21 protein-coding genes, 1 riboswitch and 1 other annotated feature are annotated in these 23,893 nt (G+C 37.0%); of the genes, 18 read left to right on the top strand and 3 right to left on the bottom strand.

Annotation, left to right across the window (positions count from 1 at the left end; genetic code table 11):
- Positions 1-26 precede the first annotated feature (26 nt).
- Positions 27-1,310: an NCS2 family permease gene (locus tag MOO47_RS01670; RefSeq protein ID WP_249513109.1), complete on the top strand. Its 1,284-nt coding sequence runs from the start codon at positions 27-29 to the stop codon at positions 1,308-1,310.
- 27 nt (positions 1,311-1,337) lie between these two features.
- Here MOO47_RS01670 and MOO47_RS01665 read toward each other — a convergent pair whose 3' ends face one another.
- Positions 1,338-2,528 carry a metal-dependent hydrolase family protein gene (locus MOO47_RS01665; RefSeq protein ID WP_249513108.1) on the bottom strand — a complete coding sequence of 397 codons (1,191 nt, stop codon included), beginning with the start codon at positions 2,526-2,528 and terminating at the stop codon, positions 1,338-1,340.
- Between the two features lie 105 nt (positions 2,529-2,633).
- The gene (locus MOO47_RS01660; protein ID WP_260523910.1) at positions 2,634-3,602 is read right to left on the bottom strand and encodes an asparaginase; all 969 of its coding nucleotides are present in this window, start codon (positions 3,600-3,602) and stop codon (positions 2,634-2,636) included.
- 80 nt (positions 3,603-3,682) lie between these two features.
- A riboswitch (THF riboswitch) is annotated at positions 3,683-3,780 on the top strand.
- Positions 3,781-3,814: 34 nt separating this feature from the next.
- On the opposite strand from MOO47_RS01660, the gene MOO47_RS01655 reads away from it, so the two are divergent.
- The 8 genes from MOO47_RS01655 (at position 3,815) to MOO47_RS01620 (ending at position 10,984) form a co-directional block, all read left to right on the top strand.
- Positions 3,815-4,324 carry a folate family ECF transporter S component gene (locus tag MOO47_RS01655; protein ID WP_249513107.1) on the top strand — a complete coding sequence of 170 codons (510 nt, stop codon included), beginning with the start codon at positions 3,815-3,817 and terminating at the stop codon, positions 4,322-4,324.
- A gap of 106 nt (positions 4,325-4,430) precedes the next feature.
- Entirely contained in the window at positions 4,431-5,156 is a 726-nt protein-coding gene (gene tsaB / locus MOO47_RS01650) for a tRNA (adenosine(37)-N6)-threonylcarbamoyltransferase complex dimerization subunit type 1 TsaB (RefSeq protein WP_249513106.1), read from the top strand.
- A 51-nt stretch (positions 5,157-5,207) separates the two neighbouring features.
- The gene (gene tsaD, locus MOO47_RS01645) at positions 5,208-6,239 is read left to right on the top strand and encodes a tRNA (adenosine(37)-N6)-threonylcarbamoyltransferase complex transferase subunit TsaD (RefSeq protein ID WP_249513105.1); all 1,032 of its coding nucleotides are present in this window, start codon (positions 5,208-5,210) and stop codon (positions 6,237-6,239) included.
- Between the two features lie 84 nt (positions 6,240-6,323).
- Positions 6,324-7,301, top strand: coding sequence for a mannose/fructose/sorbose PTS transporter subunit IIA (locus MOO47_RS01640; protein ID WP_249513104.1), 978 nt, complete (start codon positions 6,324-6,326; stop codon positions 7,299-7,301).
- 2 nt (positions 7,302-7,303) lie between these two features.
- The gene (locus tag MOO47_RS01635) at positions 7,304-8,122 is read left to right on the top strand and encodes a PTS mannose/fructose/sorbose transporter subunit IIC (RefSeq protein WP_249513103.1); all 819 of its coding nucleotides are present in this window, start codon (positions 7,304-7,306) and stop codon (positions 8,120-8,122) included.
- A gap of 21 nt (positions 8,123-8,143) precedes the next feature.
- Complete coding sequence (locus MOO47_RS01630) at positions 8,144-9,058, top strand: PTS system mannose/fructose/sorbose family transporter subunit IID (protein WP_249513102.1); 915 nt, start codon at positions 8,144-8,146, stop codon at positions 9,056-9,058.
- A gap of 77 nt (positions 9,059-9,135) precedes the next feature.
- Complete coding sequence (locus MOO47_RS01625) at positions 9,136-9,525, top strand: DUF956 family protein (protein ID WP_249513101.1); 390 nt, start codon at positions 9,136-9,138, stop codon at positions 9,523-9,525.
- A 42-nt stretch (positions 9,526-9,567) separates the two neighbouring features.
- Positions 9,568-9,799, top strand: a binding site (T-box leader).
- Positions 9,800-9,844: 45 nt separating this feature from the next.
- Positions 9,845-10,984, top strand: coding sequence for a 5-methyltetrahydropteroyltriglutamate--homocysteine S-methyltransferase (locus MOO47_RS01620; RefSeq protein ID WP_249513100.1), 1,140 nt, complete (start codon positions 9,845-9,847; stop codon positions 10,982-10,984).
- Positions 10,985-11,012: 28 nt separating this feature from the next.
- Here MOO47_RS01620 and MOO47_RS01615 read toward each other — a convergent pair whose 3' ends face one another.
- Positions 11,013-12,929, bottom strand: a complete 1,917-nt coding sequence (locus MOO47_RS01615; protein ID WP_249513099.1) for an ABC transporter ATP-binding protein — start codon at positions 12,927-12,929, stop codon at positions 11,013-11,015.
- A 163-nt stretch (positions 12,930-13,092) separates the two neighbouring features.
- Here MOO47_RS01615 and MOO47_RS01610 point away from each other — a divergent pair, with 163 nt between their 5' ends.
- From MOO47_RS01610 to ruvB, 9 genes are all read left to right on the top strand, one after another.
- A complete protein-coding gene (locus MOO47_RS01610; protein WP_249513098.1) occupies positions 13,093-13,722 on the top strand; it encodes a redox-sensing transcriptional repressor Rex in 630 nt (209 codons plus the stop codon).
- A gap of 10 nt (positions 13,723-13,732) precedes the next feature.
- Positions 13,733-14,704 (top strand): type I phosphomannose isomerase catalytic subunit, encoded by a 972-nt coding sequence (locus MOO47_RS01605; protein ID WP_249513511.1) that lies wholly within the window; start codon positions 13,733-13,735, stop codon positions 14,702-14,704.
- Positions 14,705-14,890: 186 nt separating this feature from the next.
- Positions 14,891-15,175 carry a co-chaperone GroES gene (groES, locus tag MOO47_RS01600; protein ID WP_249513097.1) on the top strand — a complete coding sequence of 95 codons (285 nt, stop codon included), beginning with the start codon at positions 14,891-14,893 and terminating at the stop codon, positions 15,173-15,175.
- 36 nt (positions 15,176-15,211) lie between these two features.
- Complete coding sequence (groL, locus tag MOO47_RS01595) at positions 15,212-16,846, top strand: chaperonin GroEL (protein WP_249513096.1); 1,635 nt, start codon at positions 15,212-15,214, stop codon at positions 16,844-16,846.
- Positions 16,847-16,995: 149 nt separating this feature from the next.
- On the top strand, positions 16,996-17,787 hold the full coding sequence (locus tag MOO47_RS01590) for a TIGR00282 family metallophosphoesterase (RefSeq protein WP_249513095.1): 792 nt from the start codon (positions 16,996-16,998) through the stop codon (positions 17,785-17,787).
- 19 nt (positions 17,788-17,806) lie between these two features.
- The gene (gene mutS / locus MOO47_RS01585; protein ID WP_249513094.1) at positions 17,807-20,380 is read left to right on the top strand and encodes a DNA mismatch repair protein MutS; all 2,574 of its coding nucleotides are present in this window, start codon (positions 17,807-17,809) and stop codon (positions 20,378-20,380) included.
- Between the two features lie 13 nt (positions 20,381-20,393).
- On the top strand, positions 20,394-22,256 hold the full coding sequence (mutL, locus tag MOO47_RS01580; RefSeq protein WP_249513093.1) for a DNA mismatch repair endonuclease MutL: 1,863 nt from the start codon (positions 20,394-20,396) through the stop codon (positions 22,254-22,256).
- A gap of 9 nt (positions 22,257-22,265) precedes the next feature.
- Complete coding sequence (gene ruvA / locus MOO47_RS01575) at positions 22,266-22,865, top strand: Holliday junction branch migration protein RuvA (protein ID WP_249513092.1); 600 nt, start codon at positions 22,266-22,268, stop codon at positions 22,863-22,865.
- 12 nt (positions 22,866-22,877) lie between these two features.
- Positions 22,878-23,882, top strand: coding sequence for a Holliday junction branch migration DNA helicase RuvB (ruvB, locus tag MOO47_RS01570; RefSeq protein WP_249513091.1), 1,005 nt, complete (start codon positions 22,878-22,880; stop codon positions 23,880-23,882).
- Positions 23,883-23,893 lie beyond the last annotated feature (11 nt).

Below are 23,893 nucleotides of genomic sequence, written 5' to 3'. Positions count from 1 at the left end.
TGATTGTTGTAAAAGGATGATTACTTTTGAAAAAAATATTACAACGGCTGCGCTCTTCGCAATTAGATATTAAAACAGAATTGATTGCTGGAATTACTAGTTTTTTTGCGATTTCTTATATCATTGTGGTTAATCCACTGATTTTAAAAGATGCTGGTATACCAATTAATTTGAGTATTTTTGCGACAATATTCATTTCAATAATTGGTTGTGCCATCATGGCTTTGTGGGCAGATGCGCCAGTTATTTTGACCCCAGGAATGGGAGTTAATGCTTTTTTTACGTACACTTTAGTAGTTGGACTTCATTTTACTTGGCAAGAAGCACTAGCAGTTTCGATAATCAGTAGTTTGCTTTATTTGATTATTGCTTTCACACCGCTCAGTGGTTTATTGGCACGAAGTATTCCACATACACTAAAAGCTGGTATTACTGCAGGTATTGGCTTATTTTTGGTAGAATTAGGTTTAGAGAAAGCAAACTTAATTGTGGCTGGTAAAAATGGTTCTTTACTAGCATTGGGTAATTTGCAATCGCCAGCCACTTTATTAGCATTGTTTGGCTTAGCTATTACTTTAATTTTATATTTAAAAAAAATACCCGGCAGTTTTGTAATTGGTATTATATTAACTAGTTTGTTAGCTTATTTTGCCGGTGTTAAAGGGCAAAATGTGAATGTTAATTTAAAGCAATTGCATCATTTTGGGCAACTTTTTAATCAAGGCGATTTTAGTCACTTATTAAATTTATCTTTTTGGCTAGCAGTCTTTTCCATGACGATGATTTTAGTATTTGAGTCAATGGGGTTATTGTCCGGTTTGTTGCCAGACCAAAATAAGTTTACCAAAGGATTTCAAAGTAGTGCGTTGACTGCTTTTTTGTCCGGTTTTATGGGTACTAGTCCGACAGTAGCTGCCGCTGAAAGTGCTTCTGGCATTGAAAGTGGAGGAAAAACTGGTTTAACTGCTTTAGTAGCTAGTTTTTTGTTTGCGATATCTTTGTTTGTTGTTGGATTGCTTAAATTTGTTCCACAAGCGGCGATTGCACCGGTTATTATTATTACAGGAGCTTTAATGATGCAACAGTTGGCGACGATTGATTTGCATGATTTAAGTGAATGGTTTCCAGCCTTTTTGATTATTGTTTTAATTCCTTTGACAGGCAGTATTGCCACAGGATTGGCTTTTGGCTTTATTAGCTATCCTATTGCTAAAATGGCTGCATCTAAAATTAAGCAAATTAGTAAAACTATGTGGTGTTTGAGCTTGTTATTTTTAATTGAATTAGTATGTACGGCATTGTTGGCATAAAAAAAGACTTCCGTGGGAAGTCTTTTTTTAATACATCTGTTGGCCTTTTTTGAATACTTTCTTGTCGTTTTGTTGAACAGCAGTAATATCTTGCAATGGATTACGCCCGATTACTAAAAAGTCTGCATATTTACCTGATTCCAAAGTGCCATATTCATCAGCAATCTGCATTAATTTAGCAGAATTTTGACTAGTTTGTAAAGCCTCAAAATTACTAAAACCTAGTTCAACTAATAACTGTAATTCTACGGCAGTCATGGCAAAAGTATTAAATGGTGTTCCTGCGTCGGTTCCGAGAGTGATCGCTACACCACGTTGATGAGCATGATAAATGTTGCGCTTCAAATCGTCTAGTGCAGCTTGCGCTTTGGCAACTTCCCAATCGGGAATTTTGCCTGGTCCATAGTTGGCAATCGCCCAATCAGCGACAATGGTTGGCGTCAAAAAAGTATTTTGTTTTAACATTAAATCAATTTCTTCATCATTAACATAAAAACCATGTTCAATACTATCAACACCAGCTTTAATAGCATTTAAAATACCAGGATTTCCTTCAGCATGTGCTGCTACAATACGATTTTTATGGTGGGCTTCAGTTACTGCTACGTTGATTTCTGTTTCACTTAATTGCGGATCATCCATGAAATCATTAGGCGTCATGACACCACCAGTTGCCATAACTTTAATTGATTGAGCACCTTTTTTCAAACCTTGACGAACAGCTTTGCGCATTTCATCAGGTGAGTCTACTAAATGTCCAAAATTTGGCATATCACCATGTCCACCAGTCATTGAAAAAGGTCGCCCAGAAGGCATAATATCTGGTGCATTGTTTATCTTATTTTCAGCGACTAATTGCGCTAAAACAATATCAATATCATAGCTACTTCCGCATTCGCGAATGTAAGTAACACCTGACTTTAACAAAGTATGCAAATTTTGTACTGCTCGAACTGTAGCAGCTACCACGTTATCACCTGTAGCACCATCGCTAGTAAGTGGGTCCATTACCATATGCGTATGAGCATTAATTAAACCAGGCATTACATATTGATTATTCAATGAAACTTGGTTTGTTGCGGTTGGAGCAGTGTTAATATCTTGTCCAACTGTCACAATTTTACCGGTTTGATCATCGACTAAGATCCAGCTATCATCTTGAATTGCGTCGTTGCATCCGTCGAATAGTTTTAATTTGGAAAATAAAGTCTGTGTCATAATGATACTCCCCCTCAAAGATTAAGTGTAATTGGGTATATTGTAAGCCTCTATTGAAACAAATAGCAATGCTAAATTAATTAACTATTAGATGATGATTAAAAATTAGCTATTAATATAATTTTTAAGTTGTTTATCTTTTAGTCCAGCACTAACGCCGACTAATAATTTGATCCGTGCTTTTTGTCCGTTCAGACCACGACAAAAGATAACACCCATTTTTTTCAGATTAGCACCGCCACCTTCATAATCATAAACTGGTTCAGCAATGCCATTAAAACAGCGCGATACTAAAATAACTGGAATATTTTGTTTTAATAACTGTGATAGAGCGGGCAAGGCTTGTGGTGGCATATTACCAGCACCTAAAGCTTCAATGACAATTCCCTTAGTAGAGGGCTGATTTAAAACGGCTAATAATTCACCAGTCATGCCTGCATAAGCCTTAATTAAATAAATACCCGAACTAACTGTTTCAATTGCTAAATGTTTTTCAGGAATGCTTTTTTGCACATAATCGACGTGATTATCTGAAATAATACCAATAGGTCCAAAAGTTGGTGTGCGAAAGGTTGCTACATTAGTGGTATGTGTTTTAGTGACATAGCGTGCCGAATGAATCTCATCGTTCATAACTACGACAACGCCTTGATTTCTTGACACATCAGCACTAGCAACCTGAATAGCTGATTTGAAATTATACAAACCGTCACTACCGATTTCATTAGATGAGCGCATCGCACCAGTTACCACTATTGGCATATTGGTAGACAATGTCAAATCTAAAAAGAAAGCTGTTTCTTCTAGTGTATCTGTACCATGAGTAACAACAGCACCAAAAAAGCCTTCTTGTTCAGCTTTACGTAATCGTTTAGTCAAGCGCAGCATTTTATCAGGTGTCATATGCGGCGATGGACAATTGAAAATTTCTTCGGTTACCAACTTTAATTGATCGTTGTCAGTGATTTTCAGATTAGCTAAAGGATGCTTGGCATTCGGTTTGATTTTGCCATTTTTATCTTCGGACATGGAAATAGTTCCGCCAGTATGCAAAATTAATATTTTTTTAGTCAAAATAAGCCACACTCTTTTCTTAATATTGCCAATTTTAACACGTAGAGTTACTTTTATGGTAAAGTAATTTGGTTATAAATCTTGGAGTAGAAAATAAAGCGTTAAGTGCCGATGGAACGGAATGTGAACATTGGACGAAAAGCCTTGTGCTTGCGGTTTTATTTTCGCATTCGCCACGATCATAGTGGCAGCTCCCAAAGGAGATGCTGGAAATGAATAATTTACGGTTAGAAAATAAAACACTGGCTTTAACGTGGTTAGGTGCTTTGACGGCTTTGCAAATTATTTTTGGTCGTCTAACAATCGGACCAAGTTTTTTAAAAGTTGGCTTAAGTTTTATCGTGGTGGCTTTGATTGGTTATTACTTTGGACCATTTAAAGCAGTGTTATCCAGTTTGGTAGCTGATATTTTAGCTAATGTTATTTTTCCGCCACAGGGGGGATTTTTCTGGGGATTTACGCTATCAGCCATGGTTACCGGCGTAATATATGGCTTCATGTTGCATGATAAAAACGTGTCTTGGAGGCGACTAGCATTAACGGTTACACTGACTAATTTATTGGTCAATTTAGTTTTGAATACTGTATGGGTTAGCATGTTGAGCAATATTTCGTTTATCACTTTGTTCAAAATTCGTCTTTTCAAAGAATTGATTTTTATTCCTATTCAAACTTTTGTTTTATCAATAGTTTTCACTTGGTTACAAAAACACAATTACTAATAAGTAATGTGGGTTAAACAGGGGGTTCTTAGCCGAACTCTTTTTTTAATGGTCTCAATATTTAAATAGTAAGTTGTGCTAATATGTTAATATTAAGGAGTTTTTTATGAATATTTTGGCAATTGACACTTCAGCAGCACCATTGACGATTGCGACAGCTGTTGATCAAAAAATAATCGCCCAAGCTTTAGATGTTGGGATGAAATCACACAGTGTAAAATTGATGCCAGCTATTGACACTGTAGTCAAACAAACAGGTTTTAAACAAAGCGATATCGATCGAATTATTGTAGCACAGGGACCGGGTTCTTTCACGGGCATCAGATTAGCCGTGACGACAGCCAAAATGTTGGCATGGACTTTAGATGCACAATTAGTCGGTGTATCAAGTTTGGCAGTTTTAGCCCGAAATGTTCGTGATTTTTCAGGTTGCATTGTGCCATTTTTTGATGCACGAAATGGAAATGTTTTTGCTGGTGTTTACCAAGAAGACGCTGCTGGCGATTTGCAGAATGTTTTACAAGATTCGCATATTGCATTGTTAGATCTATTAGCTGAATTACAAAAATTACATCAACCATTATGTTTTATTGGACAAGGCATGGATGTTTATCGCAACCAAATTTTAGCAACTTATCCAGACGCTAAAATTGTAGAAGATAATATTCCTACGGGACAATCGTTAGTTGATATTGGTTTTAAGTCGCCAATTGTTGAAGATATTGATCAATTTGTGCCAGAATATTTGCGCCAAACACAAGCTGAAATGCTTTGGGCACAAAAGCAATCTACGGAAGTTTTGAAAAATAATAATTATATTCAAGATGTTTAAGGGGTTGTTGCACACAAAGTTATTTGAAATTTAAATATAGGGGTAAAAATAATGAGTGATGTTTTAATTTTAGCGTTTGAGAGCAGTTGTGATGAAACAAGTGTGGCTGTAGTTAAGAATGGTCGAGAAGTATTGTCGAATATCATTGCAACACAAATTAAAAGTCACCAACGCTTTGGCGGAGTTGTACCAGAAGTTGCCAGTCGTCACCACGTGGAACAGATTATACACTGCACCAAACTAGCTTTAAAAGAAGCACAAGTGGATTATCAAGATTTGGCAGCAGTAGCGGTCACTTATGGACCAGGATTAGTTGGTTCATTGTTGATTGGATTAATGGCTGCTAAAGCGATTAGTTGGGCCCATGATTTGCCGCTAATTGGTGTTAATCATTTGGCTGGACATATTTATGCAGCTAATCTGGTCGCGGAAATAAAATATCCGGCTTTAGCATTAGTTGTGTCGGGTGGTCATACAGAATTAGTTTATGTAAAAGCTGCCGGAGAGTTTGAAATTTTAGGAGATACACGTGATGATGCGGTTGGCGAAGCTTATGATAAAGTAGGGCGGATGTTAGGCATTTCTTATCCTGCAGGCAAAACCATCGATCAATGGGCACATGAAGGAAAAGACACTTATAATTTTCCTCGGGCAATGTTGCATGAAAACAATTTGAATTTTAGTTTCAGTGGTATTAAGAGCGCGGTAATTAATACGTTACATCATGCTGAACAAGTGGGCATTTCAATTAATAAAAAGGATGTCGCAACTAGTTTTCAAAATGATATTTTAGATATTTTATTGGCTAAAACCCAAAAAGCTTTGCATAAATATCCAGTACAACAATTAATTGTTGCGGGTGGTGTTGCGGCTAATTCAGGTTTGCGAGAACGTTTACAACAAGAATTGGCTAATCAGGTAGAATTGATTTTTCCGCCATTACGTCTTTGCGGAGATAATGCAGCAATGATTGGTGCTTATGCTTATATCAAATACCAAAAAAATCAATTTGCTTCTTTGACTTTAAACGCTGATCCTAGTTTAGATTTTGAATATTGTAATAATAATGAAAGCCTTTTATAAAATACACAATTGTGTTATTTTAGAGAAGTGTTTTTATTTAGCAGTAAATGAAAGCGATTTAATAGAAGCGGGGGCGAGTAAGCAATGATTGGGATTGTCATTGCCAGTCACGGCAACTTTGCGAAAGGCATCTTACAATCGGGGAGCATGATTTTTGGTGAACAAGAAAATGTTCAAGCAGTGACTTTCATGCCTGATGAGGGACCAGATGATTTAAGACGTCATCTAACTGATGCTATTGCAAAGTTTGTTGATGTACAGCAAGTTTTATTTTTGATTGATTTATGGGGGGGATCTCCTTTTAATCAAGCAAATACATTGTTTGAAGAACATAAAGATCAATGGGCAATTGTTACAGGGCTTAATTTACCGATGCTTATCGAAGCTTATTCGGCGCGCATGTCGATGGATTCGGCACAAGAAATTGCGGCACATATTTTGGGTGAAGCAAAAAATGGTGTCAAAATGCGCCCAGAAATAGATAATGCAACTGAAGAGCAGACTGTTAGCAAAAAGCCTGCTAACAATCAAGGGGCGCCAGGACAATTTGATTATGTTTTGGCACGCATTGATTCGCGTTTGTTACATGGTCAAGTGGCAACATCTTGGACTAAAACAGTTAAACCTAATAGGATTATTGTGGTTTCAGATAGTGTTTCCACAGATGATTTGCGCAAAAAGTTACTCCGACAAGCCGCTCCAAATGGGGTTACAGTACATGTTGTTCCTATTACCCAGATGATTAAATTAGCTCACGATAAAGATCATTTTGGCGGACAACGGGCTTTGTTGCTATTTGAAACACCAGAAGATGCTTTGCGAGCGATTGAAGGCGGGGTACCTGTTAAAGAATTGAATGTCGGTTCAATGGCGCATTCGGCGGGAAAAGTACAACCTAATAAGGTTTTAGCTTTTGATCAAGCAGATATTGATACTTTTGCTAAACTAAAACAATTAGGTGTCAAGTTTGATGTGCGTAAGGTTCCTAATGACTCGCCAGACGATATGGAATCTATTTTGAAAAAAGCACAGTTGGAATTAAATAAAAAAGGGGGGAATTAACAATGCAATTAAATCTAATTCAAATTATTTTAGTATTGATAATTGCTTTTCTAGCTGGAATGGAAGGTATTTTAGATCAATTTCATTTTCATCAGCCTGTCATTGCTTGCACTTTGATTGGCTTAGTGACTAATAATTTAATGCCTTGTTTAATTTTAGGCGGTACATTAGAAATGATTGCCTTAGGTTGGGCTAATATTGGAGCGGCTGTTGCGCCAGATGCAGCACTAGCCTCGGTAGCTTCAGCTATTATTTTAGTTTTAGGTGGTCAAGGTCGCGCCGGAATTTCTTCGGCAATTGCGATTGCAGTTCCCTTAGCAGTAGCGGGCCTATTGTTGACTATTTTAGTGCGGACATTAGCGACTGGGATTGTTCATATTATGGATGCTGCTGCTAAAGAAGGTAATTTCAAAAAAATTGATTTTTGGCAAATTGTGGCTATTTGTATGCAAGGTTTACGAATTGCAATTCCTGCAGGCTTGATTTTAATTATCGGACCAAAACCAGTAAAAGAATTTTTAGGTTTAATGCCCAGCTGGTTAACAGATGGTTTATCAATTGGTGGCGGTTTAGTAGTTGCAGTTGGTTATGCCATGGTTATTAATATGATGGCTAGTCGTGAAGTTTGGCCATTTTTTGCAATCGGTTTTGTGTTAGCGACAATTCAGGATTTGACATTAATCGGTTTAGGTGCAATTGGGTTATCACTTGCCTTGTTGTATTTGGCTTTATCAAATAATAATAATGGTAACTCTGATGATCATGGCGGTGGTCACGCTAACATAGGGGATCCAGTCGGTGATATTATTGATGATTACTAGACTTATAGAGGGGGAGTCATTATGGTTGATAAAAAGATTGCGCTAACCAAAAAAGATCGTTTAGCTGTTTGGTGGCGTTCTAATTTTCTGCAAGGATCATGGAATTATGAACGAATGCAAAATGGTGGTTTCGCCTTTTCGTTGATACCGGCATTAAAAAAGTTATATTCAAAAAAAGAAGATCGCGCTTCCGCTTTAAAAAGACATTTAGAATTTTTTAATACACATCCGTACTTAGCATCACCTGTTTTAGGAGTTACTTTGGCTTTGGAAGAAGATAAAGCTAATGGTGCGCCGATTGATGAAGTTACCATTCAAGGTGTTAAAGTCGGTATGATGGGACCTTTTGCAGGTATTGGTGATCCAGTGTTTTGGTTTACCGTTAAACCAATTGTCGGTGGATTAGCAGCGTCATTAGCGATGGCGGGCAACATCATGGGACCGATTATTTATTTTGTAGTTTGGAACTTAATTCGGATTATGTTTATGTGGTATACCCAAGAACTGGGCTATAAAGCTGGTTCGAAAATCACTGATAATCTGTCTGGCAATTTATTGCAAAATATTACTAAGGGTGCCTCAATTATGGGGATGTTTATTTTAGGATCTTTAGTAAATCGTTGGGTAACAGTGAAGTTTACACCGGTGGTTTCAAATGTGAAGTTAGATGGCAAAGCCTATATTCACTGGGACCAGTTAGCTCATGGAGCTAAAGGAATACAACAAGCATTGTTGCAGCAAAAAGCTGGTTTATCTTTGACTGCTCATAAAGTTACTACACTGCAAGACAATTTGGATTTATTAATTCCTGGGTTAGCAGGCTTATTATTAACTCTGTTTTGTATGTGGTTATTAAAGAAAAAAGTCTCACCAATTATTATTATTTTAGGTTTGTTCGTGGTCGGTGTTGTTTTGCATGTTTTACATGTAATGTAATTAGTGAAAACGATATTTCTGTGAACAGATTTGTCGTTTTTTTATCCAAAATAATGACAAATGGTTGGTGGATTAGGATGGTACAATCACTTAATACCAAAGTGGATTTAGTCCAAAAAGCGACTTCTCATATGGGGATGGAAGCTTATGGGCAAATCATGATTGGTGATCGTGGATTTGAATTTTATGATGATCGGAATATTAAGAACTATATTCAAATTCCATGGCGGCAAGTGCGTTATGTGATAGTTTCAGTAATGTTCCATGGGAAATGGATCCCACGTTTTGCAGTGCAAACGAAAAGAAATGGGCTGTATACTTTTTCAGTACGCGATCCTAAGAAAGTTTTGCGTGCTATTCGCAAATATATTGATGCCGATCATATTGTAAAATCCTTGACCTTTATGCAAGTTATTCATCGTTCGATAGTGAATTTAGGGAACCGTCTTTTTAAGAAAAATGGTTGACAAGAGGGAAAAGTGGTTTTATGATTACATCAATTTATATTAATAAATGCTGAGAAAAGATGAGTAGATAATTTGGGCTTTTCAAGAGAGTCGCCAGCAGCTGGAAGGCGATAAAGCTTAGTTTTCGAAGATGGTCTGGAAGCAATCAGTGGCGAAATAGTTTAGTCACTGGCGCCTAGCTGCGATATATGTGTGAGTATGAGGTACTTGCGGAGAATTGTGTTGTGAAACATAATTGAATTTGGGTGGTAACGCGTTTTGGAACGTCCCTAATTGCATTATGCAATTAGGGCTTTTTTAGTATTTAGGGAGGAAAATAATGACAAAATTTACAAAAAGAACCACATCACCATTTCGTTATGACATAGTAGGAAGTTTCTTGCGACCAGATAAGTTGAAAAGGTCACGTGCGCAATTTGAAGCGGGACAAATTACGGCGATAGATTTACGGAAAATTGAAGATGATTCCATTACAGAATTAGTGCACAAAGAAGAAGCTTTAGGTCTAAAAGCAATTACTGATGGTGAATTTAGGCGTAGCTGGTGGCATTTGGATTTCTTTTGGGGTTTACAAGGAGTCCAAAAAGCGTCGACACAAGAAGGTTATGAGTTCCACGATGAAGAAACAAGGCGTGAAACAGCCCGCTTAATTGCTCCGCTTGGTGGCAATAATCATCCTTTTGTGGAACATTTTAAATTTACGCGTGATCAAGCAAGTTCCACGACGCAAGTTAAACAAACAATCCCAGCTCCAGGTCAGTTTTGGACTGAGTTACAGCGACCTGAGAACATCGCTAGTTGGCAGTCAATTTATCCGACGGCACAAAAATTACAGGAAGCAATTGTGCAAGCTTATAAACAGGTGATTAATGATTTATATGTGGCTGGTTGTCGAACGATTCAATTTGACGATTGTACTTGGGGCGCATTAGCAGAATGGGAAATACAGCCAGAAAAGATCCCTAATTATGGTATTCAGCCTGAACAAATTCCAGCTATGAAACAGGATTTGGTGGATTTGAATAATTCCGTGTTACAAGATTTGCCTGCTGATTTAACAGTTAATACTCATGTTTGTCGTGGAAATTATCATTCTACGTGGGCCAATAGCGGTAGTTATGATAGCGTTTCTGATCCACTATTTACACGAGAGAAAGTAGGTGCTTATTATTTAGAATACGACACAGCTAGAGCTGGTGGTTTTGAGCCCTTAGCTAAGGTATCGGGTGATAAAAAAGTGGTTTTGGGGTTAGTGACATCTAAATCAGGCACTTTAGAAAAACGAGAAGATATCATTGCCAGAGTCCAAGCAGCTAGTGAATATATTGATTTGGATCGTTTAGCTATTAGCCCACAGTGTGGTTTTGCTTCTACTGAAGAAGGCAATATTTTAACAGAGCAACAGCAATGGGACAAAATTAAGTTACTACAATCGATAGCCGATGAAGTTTGGTCTTAAAAAACCTCGCAAACTATTGCGAGGTTTTTTATTCGGATAATTTCAACCATTGTTCTTCCAGATCATCTTTGAGCTGATTCAGCTGATTTAACTGAGTTTGTAAATCTTGCAATTTAGTGTAACTTTGAATATTTTCAGGAGCAAGCATTTGCTGATTAAGATCACTGATTTGTTGCTCCAGTTGTTCAATTTGTGCTTCCAATTTTTGAAGCTGGCGCTGTTTTTTTCGTTGTTCACTTTGGCGCATTTTTTCTTCACGATAACTTAAATTGCCAGCAGTTTTATTGCTAGTCGCGGTAGGATTAACAACTTTTTCATCGTTATTTAAAGCCTGATTTTCAGCTTTTTTAGCTAAGTAATAATCATAATTTCCTAAATAAATCTGACTTTCTTTGGCATCTAATTCTAAAATCTTGGTTGATACTTCGTTTAGCAAATAACGGTCATGAGAAACAAATAAAACAGTTCCTGCAAAATTCTTTAAAGCTTGTTCTAAAATCTCTTTACTTTGGAGATCCAAATGATTAGTTGGTTCATCCATAATTAATAAGTTATTGTGTTCCAAAGCTAATTTGCATAAAGTTAAGCGGGCTTTTTGTCCACCGGATAGATCACGAACAATTCGAAAAACATCATTATTTTGGAATAGAAAGGAACCTAAAATATTACGGATATCTGTTTCATTCATCAAAGGATGACTATCCCAAACTTCATGTAAAACATCTTTATTAGAAGTTAGACGATTCAATGTTTGATCATAATAACCAGCTTTGACATTCATTCCCCAGGAAATATTTCCTGCTAATGGAGGAACTTTGTTGACTAGTGTGCGAATTAAGGTGGACTTGCCGACCCCATTATGACCAATAATCCCCAAACGTTCATGCTTCTTTAAGTTGAAAGAAATAGCTTGACTCATGATTTTGTCATCATAACCAGTCGTTAATTGCTTAACACTTAAAACATCATTACCACTAGCTTGCTCAAAAGTAAATTGGAAGTTAATTTGTTGATTATAATCCTGCGGTTTAGCTAAACGGTCCAATTTTGCTAACTGTTTACGGCGGCTTTGAGCCTGCTTAGTTGATGAAGCACGAGCAATGTTTTTTTGGATAAATTCTTCGGTATTTTTAATTTGTGCTTGTTGTTTATCATAAGCTTTTTGTTCAAGTTGGAGATTTTTAGTACGTTGCTGCAAATAACGTGTATAGTTGCCATGATAATGCTTGAGTGTAGCTCGCTCTAAGGCATAAATCTCAGTCACAGTATGGTCTAAAAAATATTGGTCATGCGATACAATAAGTAATGCACCAGGGTATTTATGAAGGTATTTTTCTAGCCAGTTCAAAGTATCGATATCCAAATGATTGGTTGGCTCATCTAAAATTAGCAAGTCATGTTGTTCCAAAATCATTTTGGCAAATGCTAAACGTGATTGTTCACCACCAGATAGATTTAGTGCAGGTTCATTAAAACGTTCTTCACTAAAACCAAAACCAGCTAAAACTGATCTAATTTCTGACCGAAAGCCATAACCATTGTCAGCTTTAAATTTATTTTGTAAATAATCGTATTTTTGTAATGCATGCTCATAATCAGCTTGATTGTCAGTGGTGTTAGCAATTTGCTTCTCTAAATTACGTAAATTGCGTTCATCTTCTTTGAGATAATCAAAAATTCGTTCCATTTCTTCATAAATTGTGTTACCAGATTTGAATTGGGGATTTTGGGCTAAATAACCGATGCTTAGTTGTTTTTTGGTACTAATCTGACCAGAACTGGCTGCTTGGTTCTGGTTAATTATCTGTAGTAATGTTGACTTGCCTGCACCATTGGCCCCAACCAAACCAATTCTTGCGCCCTCTTCAATCTGAAAATTAACTTGACTAAATAACGTGTCACTGCCAAAATCTTTAGCAATGTCTTGACCTTGAACAATTAGCAAAATAAAAACTCCTATAATCAATGTCTGTAGTTAGCTGTAATTTTAGCATAATGCTCTGGCACGACCAAATGATCTCTTTGTGAAAAAAGTTATTTGACATTGTGAAGAAAAAGATTAATACTTGACTATATTAATTATCTTGCTTCACAAAGGGATGTTCAAAATGACACAATATAAAATACCAAATGCAACTATTAAGCGTTTACCGTTATATTATCGCTACTTTCAATTTTTAGATGATTCTAATAAGCAAAAAATATCTTCCAATGAGTTAGCACAAGCTTTACAGATTGACAGTGCAACTATTAGAAGAGATTTCTCTTATTTTGGCTCTTTAGGTAAACGTGGTTATGGTTACGATATAAAGCTTATGTTGGGCTTTTTTAAAGAGTTATTAAATCAAGATAAAACCGCTAATGTTGCTTTAGTAGGAGTAGGGAATTTAGGTAGCGCACTATTAAATTACAATTTTTCGCAAACCAATAATATCAAGATTGTGGAAGCTTTTGATAAGAATCCGAAAATTATTGGTGAAACGGTTCATGACGTGCCAGTTTACGATATTGCTGATGTTAAGCAACATCTAAAAGAGCAAAATATTGATGTAGTGATTTTATCAGTTCCTGTCAAAAGTGCGCAACAAGTTACCAAACAGTTGGTGGCAGCAGATGTTCGCGGTATTTTGAATTTTACGCCACTACGCTTATCTACGCCGGATTCAATTCGGGTGCATAATGTTGATCTAGCTAATGAATTACAAACATTGATCTACTTTTTAAATAATTATAATTAAATAGGGGAAAATTATGGAACCATTGTTTTTGACGCCCGTTTTTCAAAAGAAAATCTGGGGGGGTAGGCGGTTACAAACAGAATTTGATTATAATTTGCCAGATGGCAATATTGGTGAATGTTGGGCTATTTCAGCACATCATCATGGCGTGTCTGTGGTGCGCAACGGTGCATATGCGGGCATAGATTTAGCTACTTTATGGCAAGATGAGCCACAATTATTTGGTAATCCTAAACAACAGGTTTTTCCTTTATTGGTAAAAATTTTAGATGCTCATGAAGATTTATCGGTACAAGTTCATCCTGATAATGAATATGCGCAAATTCATGAAAATGAACTCGGTAAAACTGAATGTTGGTACATTTTAGCTGCCAAACCCGGTTCAACATTGGTTTACGGGCATTTTGCTCGTGATCAACAGCAACTAGATCAGCTTTTACAACAGCGAGATTGGCAGCATTTGTTTCGTCATGTACCTGTGAAAACTGGTGATTTTGTGTATGTTCCCAGTGGTACTATTCATGCTTTAAGTCATGGTGTTTTAGCTTTAGAAACACAACAAAGTAGTGATACTACTTATCGTATTTATGATTATGATCGTGTAGATGCTACTACGGGTCAAAAACGAGCGCTACATTTGAAGCAAGCGCGTAAAACGATCACGGTTCCGTTTGTTGATCCGCAAATTAAGCCACAAGTTAAAATGATTTGTGGTAACAGACTAACTTGTTATGTTGCTCCGCCAGTTTCGCCTTATTTTGCTGTCTGGGGGTTAGAAATCAGCCAGCAAGCTACTTTTACACATCAATTAGGTGCTTATACATTAGTATCTGTAATTGACGGTAACGGCGAAATTGTTATTGCTGGCAATAGTTATTCCCTACAAAAGGGTGATCATTTGATAATTCCAGCAACTGTTAGTCAGTGGGATTTTGCAGGATCAGATTTGCATTTAATTACATCTGAAGCAATTGCAAATTAAACTGAATCACTGTCAAAGTGGTTCTTTTTTTGTATATAGCTTTAATTAAACATGATAAAATATTTACAAGCTAATTTAAATGGTAAAGCTTGCATACAAAATAAAACGTGCTATTATTATAAATGTAGTTGGCACTAAGGACTTGTGAGTGCTAAAAGAAAAAATCTTTATTTTGGAGGGATTACTTTGTTAAAACCATTAGGTGATCGTATTCTGGTCAAAGTTGATGAAGAAAAAGAACAAACTGTTGGAGGAATTGTCTTAGCTAATAATGCTAAGGAAAAGCCACAAACAGGAGAAGTTGTTGCTATCGGTACAGGTGAACGTACGCCTGATGGCAAAGATATTCCAATGACCATTAAAAAAGGTGATAAAGTTATTTATGATAAATATGCTGGCTCAGAAGTTAAATATGACGGGCAAGACTATCTAGTGATGCATGAAAAAGACGTCATGGCAATTGTTGAATAATTAAAATAAAATTTATTAATTGAGGTGGATTGAATAATGGCAAAAGAAATTAAATTTTCAGAAAATGCACGTGCAAAGATGCTTAAAGGTGTCGATAAATTAGCCGATACTGTTAAAACAACGATGGGTCCTAAAGGACGTAATGTTGTTTTGGAACAATCATATGGTTCACCTAATATTACCAATGATGGTGTAACAATTGCTAAAGATATTGAATTAGAAGATCATTTTGAGAACATGGGTGCTAAATTAGTTTCAGAAGTTGCTTCTAAAACTAATGACATCGCTGGTGATGGTACAACTACAGCGACTGTTTTAGCTCAAGCAATCATTCAAGAAGGAATGAAGAATGTTACCGCTGGTGCTAACCCAGTTGGCATTAGAACGGGTATTGAAAAAGCTACTCAAGTAGCTGTTGAACAATTGCATGCTATTTCACATAAGGTTGATGGGCGTGACCAGATTTCCCAAGTTGCTGCTGTATCTTCAGCTAGTGAACAAGTTGGTGAATTGATTGCTGATGCTATGGAGAAAGTTGGTAATGACGGTGTTATTACCATTGAAGAATCTAAAGGTATCGAAACGACTTCTGATGTTGTTGAAGGTATGCAATTTGATCGTGGTTACTTATCACAATATATGGTGACTGATAACGATAAGATGGAAGCTGATTTGGAAAATCCTTACATCTTGATTACTGACAAGAAGATTTCTAACATCCAAGATGTTTTACCTTTATTACAATCTATCGTGCAACAAGGTAAGTCACTATTGATTATTGCTGACGATGTTGACGGTGAAGCATTACCTACTTTAGTTTTAAACAAAATTCGTGGTACTTTCAACGTTGTTGCTGTCAAGGCACCTGGCTTCGGTGATCGTCGCAAGGAACAATTAGAAGATATTGCTATTTTAACTGGCGGTACAGTGATTACTGCTGACTTAGGTCTAGAACTCAAAGACACCACAATTGATCAATTAGGTCAAGCTGGTCGTGTAACAATTACTAAAGACAATACAACGATTGTACAAGGTTCTGGTTCAAAAACAGCAATCAATGAACGTGTTGATTTAATTAAGCACCAAATTGAAGAGACAACTTCTGATTTTGATCAAGAAAAGTTGCAAGAGCGCTTAGCTAAATTAGCTGGTGGTGTAGGTGTGATCAAAGTTGGTGCGGCTACTGAAACCGAATTAAAAGAACGTAAATATCGTATTGAAGATGCTTTGAATGCTACACGCGCTGCTGTTGAAGAAGGTTATGTGGCTGGTGGTGGAACAGCTTTGATGGACGTTATCCCCGCAGTTGCTAAATTAGCTGAAACTGAGGCTGGTGATGTGCAAACTGGTATCAATATTGTTAAACGTGCCCTAGAAGCTCCTGTTCGTCAAATTGCTGAAAATGCTGGTAAAGAAGGATCTGTGGTTGTTGAACATATGAAATCACAAGATACGGAAACTGGTTACAATGCAGCAAGCGACAAGTGGGAAAATATGATTGATGCTGGTATTATTGATCCAACTAAAGTAACACGTTCCGCTTTACAAAATGCAGCTAGTGTATCGGCTTTGATTTTAACGACAGAAGCTGTTGTTGCTGATAAACCAGATGAAAATGCACCAAGTGCTGCACCTGCTGATCCAAGTGCTGGCATGGGTGGTATGATGTAAAAAATTTTTAACTTAGTTATTTTAAAAATCGTAAAAGCTTCGGCTTTTGACGATTTTTTTATTTCTTGAAGATCTAGTAATCAGAGCATGCTTTGCTGCGTAGTAGTGTTAAAATTAACTAAATAAGTGCCTTATTTAAAGGAGTAGTTATGCGAATTATATTTGTTGGAGATGTAATGGGAAAAATTGGTATAGATACTTTGAGTAGCTATTTACCACGAATTAAAGCAACTTTGCATCCCCAAGTAACCATTGTTAATGGTGAAAATGCCAGTAATGGACGCGGATTGAAAGCAGAACAATTTAAAGCCATTTTGGCAGCTGGTGCTGATGTGGTAACTTTAGGCAATCATGCTTGGGATCAACGTGAAGTGAATGAGTTGCTCAAAAATAATGATAATTTGCTTCGCCCTGCTAATTTCCCGGGAAATAATGTCCCCGGTAGCGGAATGACTGTCAAACAAATTAATCAAGAAAAGCTTGCCATCATTAATCTACAAGGTAGAGCATTGATGAATCCTTTAGATGATCCTTTCACTAAAGCTGATGAGTTATTAAAAGAACTTTCAGATTCTGAGATGCACGTTTTTGTTGATTTTCATGCCGAGACTACAAGTGAAAAAGCTGCGTTAGCATATTATTTAGACGGACGTGTGGATGGTGTTGTTGGCACACACACGCATGTGCAAACTAATGATGCCCGCATTTTGCCCAAAGGGACAGCTTTTTTAAGTGATGTGGGTATGACAGGATCATATGATGGTATTTTAGGTGTCAAAAAAAGCAGCAGCATTCAACGCTTTTTGACGCAACGCCCCACACGCTATGAAATAGATGATCAAGGTCGTGGTCAAATTAATTATTGTATTCTGGATATTGGTGCTAAAAATAAAATTAGGGCTGCACAAATTAATCCAGATCGGCCATTGTCAGAATTGTAAATAGGAGAGAATGTTCACGATGCCACAAACTACTAAAGATACGCCAATGATGCAGCAATATTTGAGCATCAAAAAAGATTATCCAGATGCTTTTTTGTTTTATCGCATTGGAGACTTTTATGAGATGTTTTATGATGATGCTGTCAAAGGTGCGCAAATCTTAGAATTGACTTTAACGGCCAGAAATAAAAACGCTAGTGATCCCATTCCCATGTGTGGTGTTCCACATCATGCGGCAGATAGTTATATTGAAATTTTGGTGGAAAAAGGTTATAAAGTTGCGATTTGTGAACAATTAGAAGATCCTAAAGATGCTAAGGGCATGGTTAAAAGAGGGATTATCAAGCTGGTGACACCGGGAACTAATTTAGATGCTAAGCCAGATCAAAGTAAAGAAAATAATTATTTGGCAGCTGTTTATTTGAAGCAAGAACAGTACTATTTGGCTTATACAGATTTTTCGACTGGTGAAGTTAAAGTGACGACTTTAGCTAATTTGGCGCAAGTACAAGATGAGTTGTTAAACTTACGTGCCAAGGAAGTTGTAGTGCCAGCAGATACTTCTGAACAAATAATTACTAAACTACAGCAATTAGGAATTATGATTTCAAAGCAAGAATTAACTCAAGATCATGCAGAAGTAGCATTTGTAAACCAAAACTTGGCTGACACACAGCAGAAAAAAGTTGTAACTTATTTAATTTCTTATTTGGTTGAGACGCAAAAGCGATCTTTGACCCATTTACAATTAGCGCAATCATATGAATTGAATAAGTATTTACAAATGGATCATAATGCACAGAGCAATTTAGAATTATTCCGTTCTTTGCGAACAGGCGATAAAAGTGGCACTTTAACTTGGCTGTTGGATGAAACTAAGACGGCTATGGGGGGGCGTTTATTGAAGCAATGGCTACAAAGACCACTTATGGATGCAACAGAATTAAAAGCTCGACAAGCCACGGTTCAGTTATTGCTGGATAACTTTTTTCAGCGAGGTTCTTTGCAAGATTATTTAACTAAAGTCTATGATTTAGAGCGTTTAGCAGGGCGAATTGCTTTTGGAAGTGTCAATGGGCGAGATTTGATTCAGCTAATGACGTCTTTACAACAAGTTCCTAATATTAAAGCGATCTTGCGTGATATACAAGCACCGATTTTAGATAATTTGGTGGCTACAATGCCTGACTGCAGTACTTTAGAAAGTTTGATAGGAAAAGCAATTGTCACAGATCCGCCTATTTCGGTGACCGAGGGAAATATTATTTGTGATGGTTATAATGAATTATTAGATAAATATCGTTCCGCCATGCAAAATGGCAAAGCTTGGATTGCACAATTGCAAGCTAAGGAACAAGAAGTTACAGGAATTAAAAATTTAAAAATTGGTTTTAATCGCGTGTTTGGCTACTACATTGAAGTGACTAATGCTAATAAAAGTCAAGTTCCCACAGATCGTTATGAACGCAAGCAAACTTTAACCAACGCCGAGCGTTATATTACACCAGAACTTAAAGAAAAAGAGCAATTAATTTTAGAAGCGGAAGAAAAATCCGTAACTTTAGAGTACGAGTTATTTAAGGAAGTACGTGATAAAATCAAACAGCATTTGGCTGATTTGCAAGTGTTAGCACAAATTTTAGCTCGTTTAGATGTTTTACAAGGTTTTGCTGTAGTCAGTGAAACTTATCATTATGTTTGTCCAGAATTTACTAAGCAAAATAACATTCAAATTGATGCCGGACGCCATCCTGTGGTGGAAAAAGTTTTAGGCAAGCAAGATTATATTGCTAATGATATCAAAATGGATCCTAAAACTGCTGTTTTACTCATCACAGGGCCGAACATGTCAGGTAAGAGCACATATATGAGGCAAATGGCATTAACTGTCATCATGGCACAAGTAGGATGTTTTGTGCCGGCACAAAAAGCAGTTTTACCGATTTTTGATCATATTTTTACGCGGATTGGTGCTGCTGATGATTTAATTGCCGGTAATTCAACATTTATGGTGGAAATGATGGAAGCAAACGATGCTTTGCAGCATGCTACCAATAAGTCACTGATTATTTTTGATGAAATTGGACGAGGTACAGCAACTTATGATGGCATGGCGCTGGCTCAAGCCATTATTGAATATTTGAACAAGCATATTCAAGCCAAAACGATGTTTTCCACGCATTATCACGAATTAACTCAATTGGCTGATGAATTGACCACAGTAAAAAATGTGCATGTTGATGCCACTCAAGAAAATGGACAATTGGTCTTTTTGCACAAAGTATTACCTGGACCAGCAGATAAATCATATGGCATTCATGTTGCTAAATTGGCAGGATTACCGGATACTTTATTGCAGCGTGCACAAGCTATTTTGACTGATTTGGAAGCTAAAGATACTAATTTACAATCTAAAACTGCTGTTACGATTAGTGAGCCGGTTGATGATCAATTGTCGCTTTTTAATACAGTATCAGATATGCAACAGCAATTACTAGATGATTTAAAAACAGTCAACTTAATGAAAATGACACCTTTAGCTGCCCTAAATTATTTGGCTGAACTGCAAAGTAAGTTGGAAACGGAATCATAAAGAAAGGATTTTGATGGGTACAATTCAAAAATTATCACCACTTTTGAGTAATAAAATAGCAGCGGGTGAAGTCATTGAGCGACCTGCTTCAGTGGTCAAAGAACTGGTGGAAAATGCGATCGATGCTAAGGCTTCCCAAGTGGATATTATGGTTAAAGATGCCGGTATTTCTCAGATTACGGTGATGGATAATGGTACAGGTATTGCGGCTAATGAAGTGGAATTGGCTTTTCAACCACACACAACTAGTAAAATAAAAAAAGCAGTCGATTTATTTAATGTACGCACGCTAGGTTTTCGTGGTGAAGCGTTAGCTAGCATTGCAGCGATCGCTAAAGTGCAATTAATTACTAGCACTGATGGTGCTATTGGTACAAAGTTGCAGTTAGCTGGTGGTGAAAAGAAAAATCTTCAAACTGTGTCTGCTAGTCAAGGCAGCGCCATTACCGTCCAAGATTTGTTTTATAATACGCCAGCACGCTTGAAGTATTTAAAAACTGTCAATACGGAATTAAATCAAGTTATTAACATTGTTAATCGCATTGCACTGGGCAATCCCAGTGTTGCATTCAATTTAATTAATGAAAATAAGACGTTAATCAAAACTTCGGGCAATGGCAATCTACAACAAACCATTGCAGGAATTTATGGGCGGCCTACGGCACAAAATTTAGTTGCAGTTCAAGGACAAGATAATGATTTTATGATTGATGGATATATTTCTTTGCCTCAGCAAACCAGATCTAGTCGTAATTACATTTCTCTATTAGTGAATGGACGCTATATTGTTAATCAGCAATTGACTAAAGCGGTGTTGGCGGGGTTTGGTTCTAAACTTATGGTAGGACGTTATCCGATTGGCGTGCTGAACATTAAGATGGATCCATTATTGGTCGATGTAAATGTACATCCAACTAAAAGAGAAGTACGCTTCAGCAAAGAAGAACAATTAGCTACTTTGATCAAAACGACGATTGCTGAAAACTTAAATGATATCAATTTGATTCCGTCAGCTGTAAATTCGGCTGGTCCATTAAAATTTTCTCCCTCAGCTAGTTCTACATTGACAACACAAATTAAAGAGCCCACTACAAAACAACTAGCGCCCACGCCAGATCAGTGGATCAAACCGGGTGCTATTAACCCGCAACCGATATTTGATGATCCTGAGCATTTAGCTAGTTGGGATCAAAATATCAAACAAAAAGCATCAGATAAGTTGCTTGATCCAGCTTGGACTGAATTAGCTGCTAATGTCAACCACCAAGGTTTTCCCCAATTGCAATTTTTGACGCAAATTCATGCTACTTATTTAGTGGCACAAAGTAATGATGGTTTTTATTTAGTCGATCAACATGCAGCACAAGAGCGGGTGAACTATGAAAAATACCGCCAAGAAGTAGGACAAGTCAGTGCCGATCAGCAAAAACTATTGGTACCCTTAATTTTGAATTATCCTAATGCCGACACAGTAATTATTAATGATCATTTGGACATGTTACAATCAGTTGGCATTCAAATAGCACCGTTTGGACAAAATAGTTTTGTGGTTACTAGTCATCCGACGTGGATTAAAATAGCACAAGAAGAGCAAACTATTCGTGAAGTTATTGATTATGTTTTACAAGACGGTAAAATTAGTATCGCTGAATTTCGGGAACAAACAGCTATTACTATGAGCTGCAAGTTAGCAATTAAGGCGCATGACGTATTAGATAATAAGCAAGCTCAAGCTATTTTAGATCAATTAGCGCAAACACAAAATCCTTATAATTGTCCACATGGGCGTCCTACGTTAGTCCATTTTTCAGAGCAAGATATTCAAAAAATGTTTAAGCGGATTCAAGATGCACATCAACCGCGACGTGAAAAGTGAGGTTTTTAAGTGTTTGAATATTTAACAGGCAAATTAGTTTTTGTGGGTCCAGCATATATTGTTTTGGAAGTGCAAGGCATCGGCTATCGTTTACTCGTAGCTAATCCATATCGCTATGAACAAGAAGCAGATATTAAAATTTATGTTGAGCAAATTGTGCGTGATAATGATCAAATGTTGTATGGTTTTTATGACCTAGCGGAAAAACAATTGTTTCAACAGTTAACGTCCGTTTCTGGCATTGGTCCTAAAAGTGCTTTAGCAATTTTGGCGGATAATGATCATTCTGGTTTAATTGCAGCAATCATTAACGATGATGTAAAGTTTTTGACTAAATTTCCGGGTGTCGGTAAAAAAACTGCCCAGCAAATTGTTCTAGATTTAAAGGATAAAATTACTCTGCAACAAGACGTCTCGGCTACGCCAGACAGTTTATTCCAGCAAGTCACGGTTGAAACAGAAAACACGGCTTTACAAGATGGGTTAGCTGCCTTAGCTGCCTTAGGATATAGCGAACGGGAAATTCAAAAAATTCAGCCGCAGTTAAAGCAAGTTGATGCTAGTGATGCTGGTGAATATTTACGAGCTGGTTTAAAATTATTGCAGTAGGAGGTCAGATAAATGAGCGCTGACGATATAACAACCGATCAAGTTTTAAATGCACAAGAGTCTGCTGTGGAAAAGTCTTTGCGCCCACAGTCACTACAACAATATATTGGGCAAAGTAAAATTAAAAAAGAATTGCAAGTTTATATTCAAGCAGCAAAATCGCGGCAAGAAGCTTTAGATCATGTTTTATTGTATGGACCACCAGGACTAGGTAAAACGACTTTGGCGCTAGTAATTGCCAACGAATTACAAGTTAATTTGCGTTCAACCACTGGACCTTCTATCGAAAAAGCAGGCGATTTAGTTGCTGTTTTGAGTGAATTACAAGCCGGCGATGTTTTATTTATTGATGAAATTCATCGTTTGCCACATAACGTTGAGGAAATTTTGTATTCGGCAATGGAAGATTTTTACATTGACATTGTAGTTGGACAAGGTTCAGAAGCTCACGCAATTCATTATCCACTGCCACCGTTTACTTTAATTGGGGCAACTACGCGAGCAGGTCAATTGTCAGCACCATTACGGAGTCGTTTTGGAATTATAGAACATTTAGCTTATTATGAAAATTCGGAATTGACGCAAATTATTCAACGTTCGGCACAAGTTTTAAATGTGCAAATAACTTTAGAAGGTGCTCATGAATTAGCGCGACGTTCACGTGGAACTCCGCGAGTAGCTAATCGTTTATTAAAGCGGGTGCGTGATTTTGCTCAAGTAGCTCAAAAAGAACAAATTGATCAAGATTTAGCTGCGACATCTTTAGATCAATTACAAGTGGATGATGCGGGGTTAGATCAAACCGATCGCAAGTTGCTGTTGATGATGATCGAACTGTATCATGGTGGGCCATTAGGACTCAAAACTATGGCTGTTAATGTAGGCGAAGAGCAAGAAACAATTGAGGCTGTTAACGAGCCTTATTTATTACAACAAGGTTTTTTAAAGCGCACACCTCGCGGACGTGTAGTGACAGCCAAAGCTTATTTACATTTAGGCGTTGAACCAATTGATTAAATATAAAGCTT

Origin of the sequence: Bombilactobacillus thymidiniphilus, from assembly GCF_023380245.1 — a bacterium.
Taxonomy (GTDB): Bacteria; Bacillota; Bacilli; order Lactobacillales; family Lactobacillaceae; genus Bombilactobacillus; species Bombilactobacillus thymidiniphilus.
The sequence above is the reverse complement of the archived record's forward strand: the minus strand, read 5'-3'. Positions and strand labels throughout refer to the sequence as shown.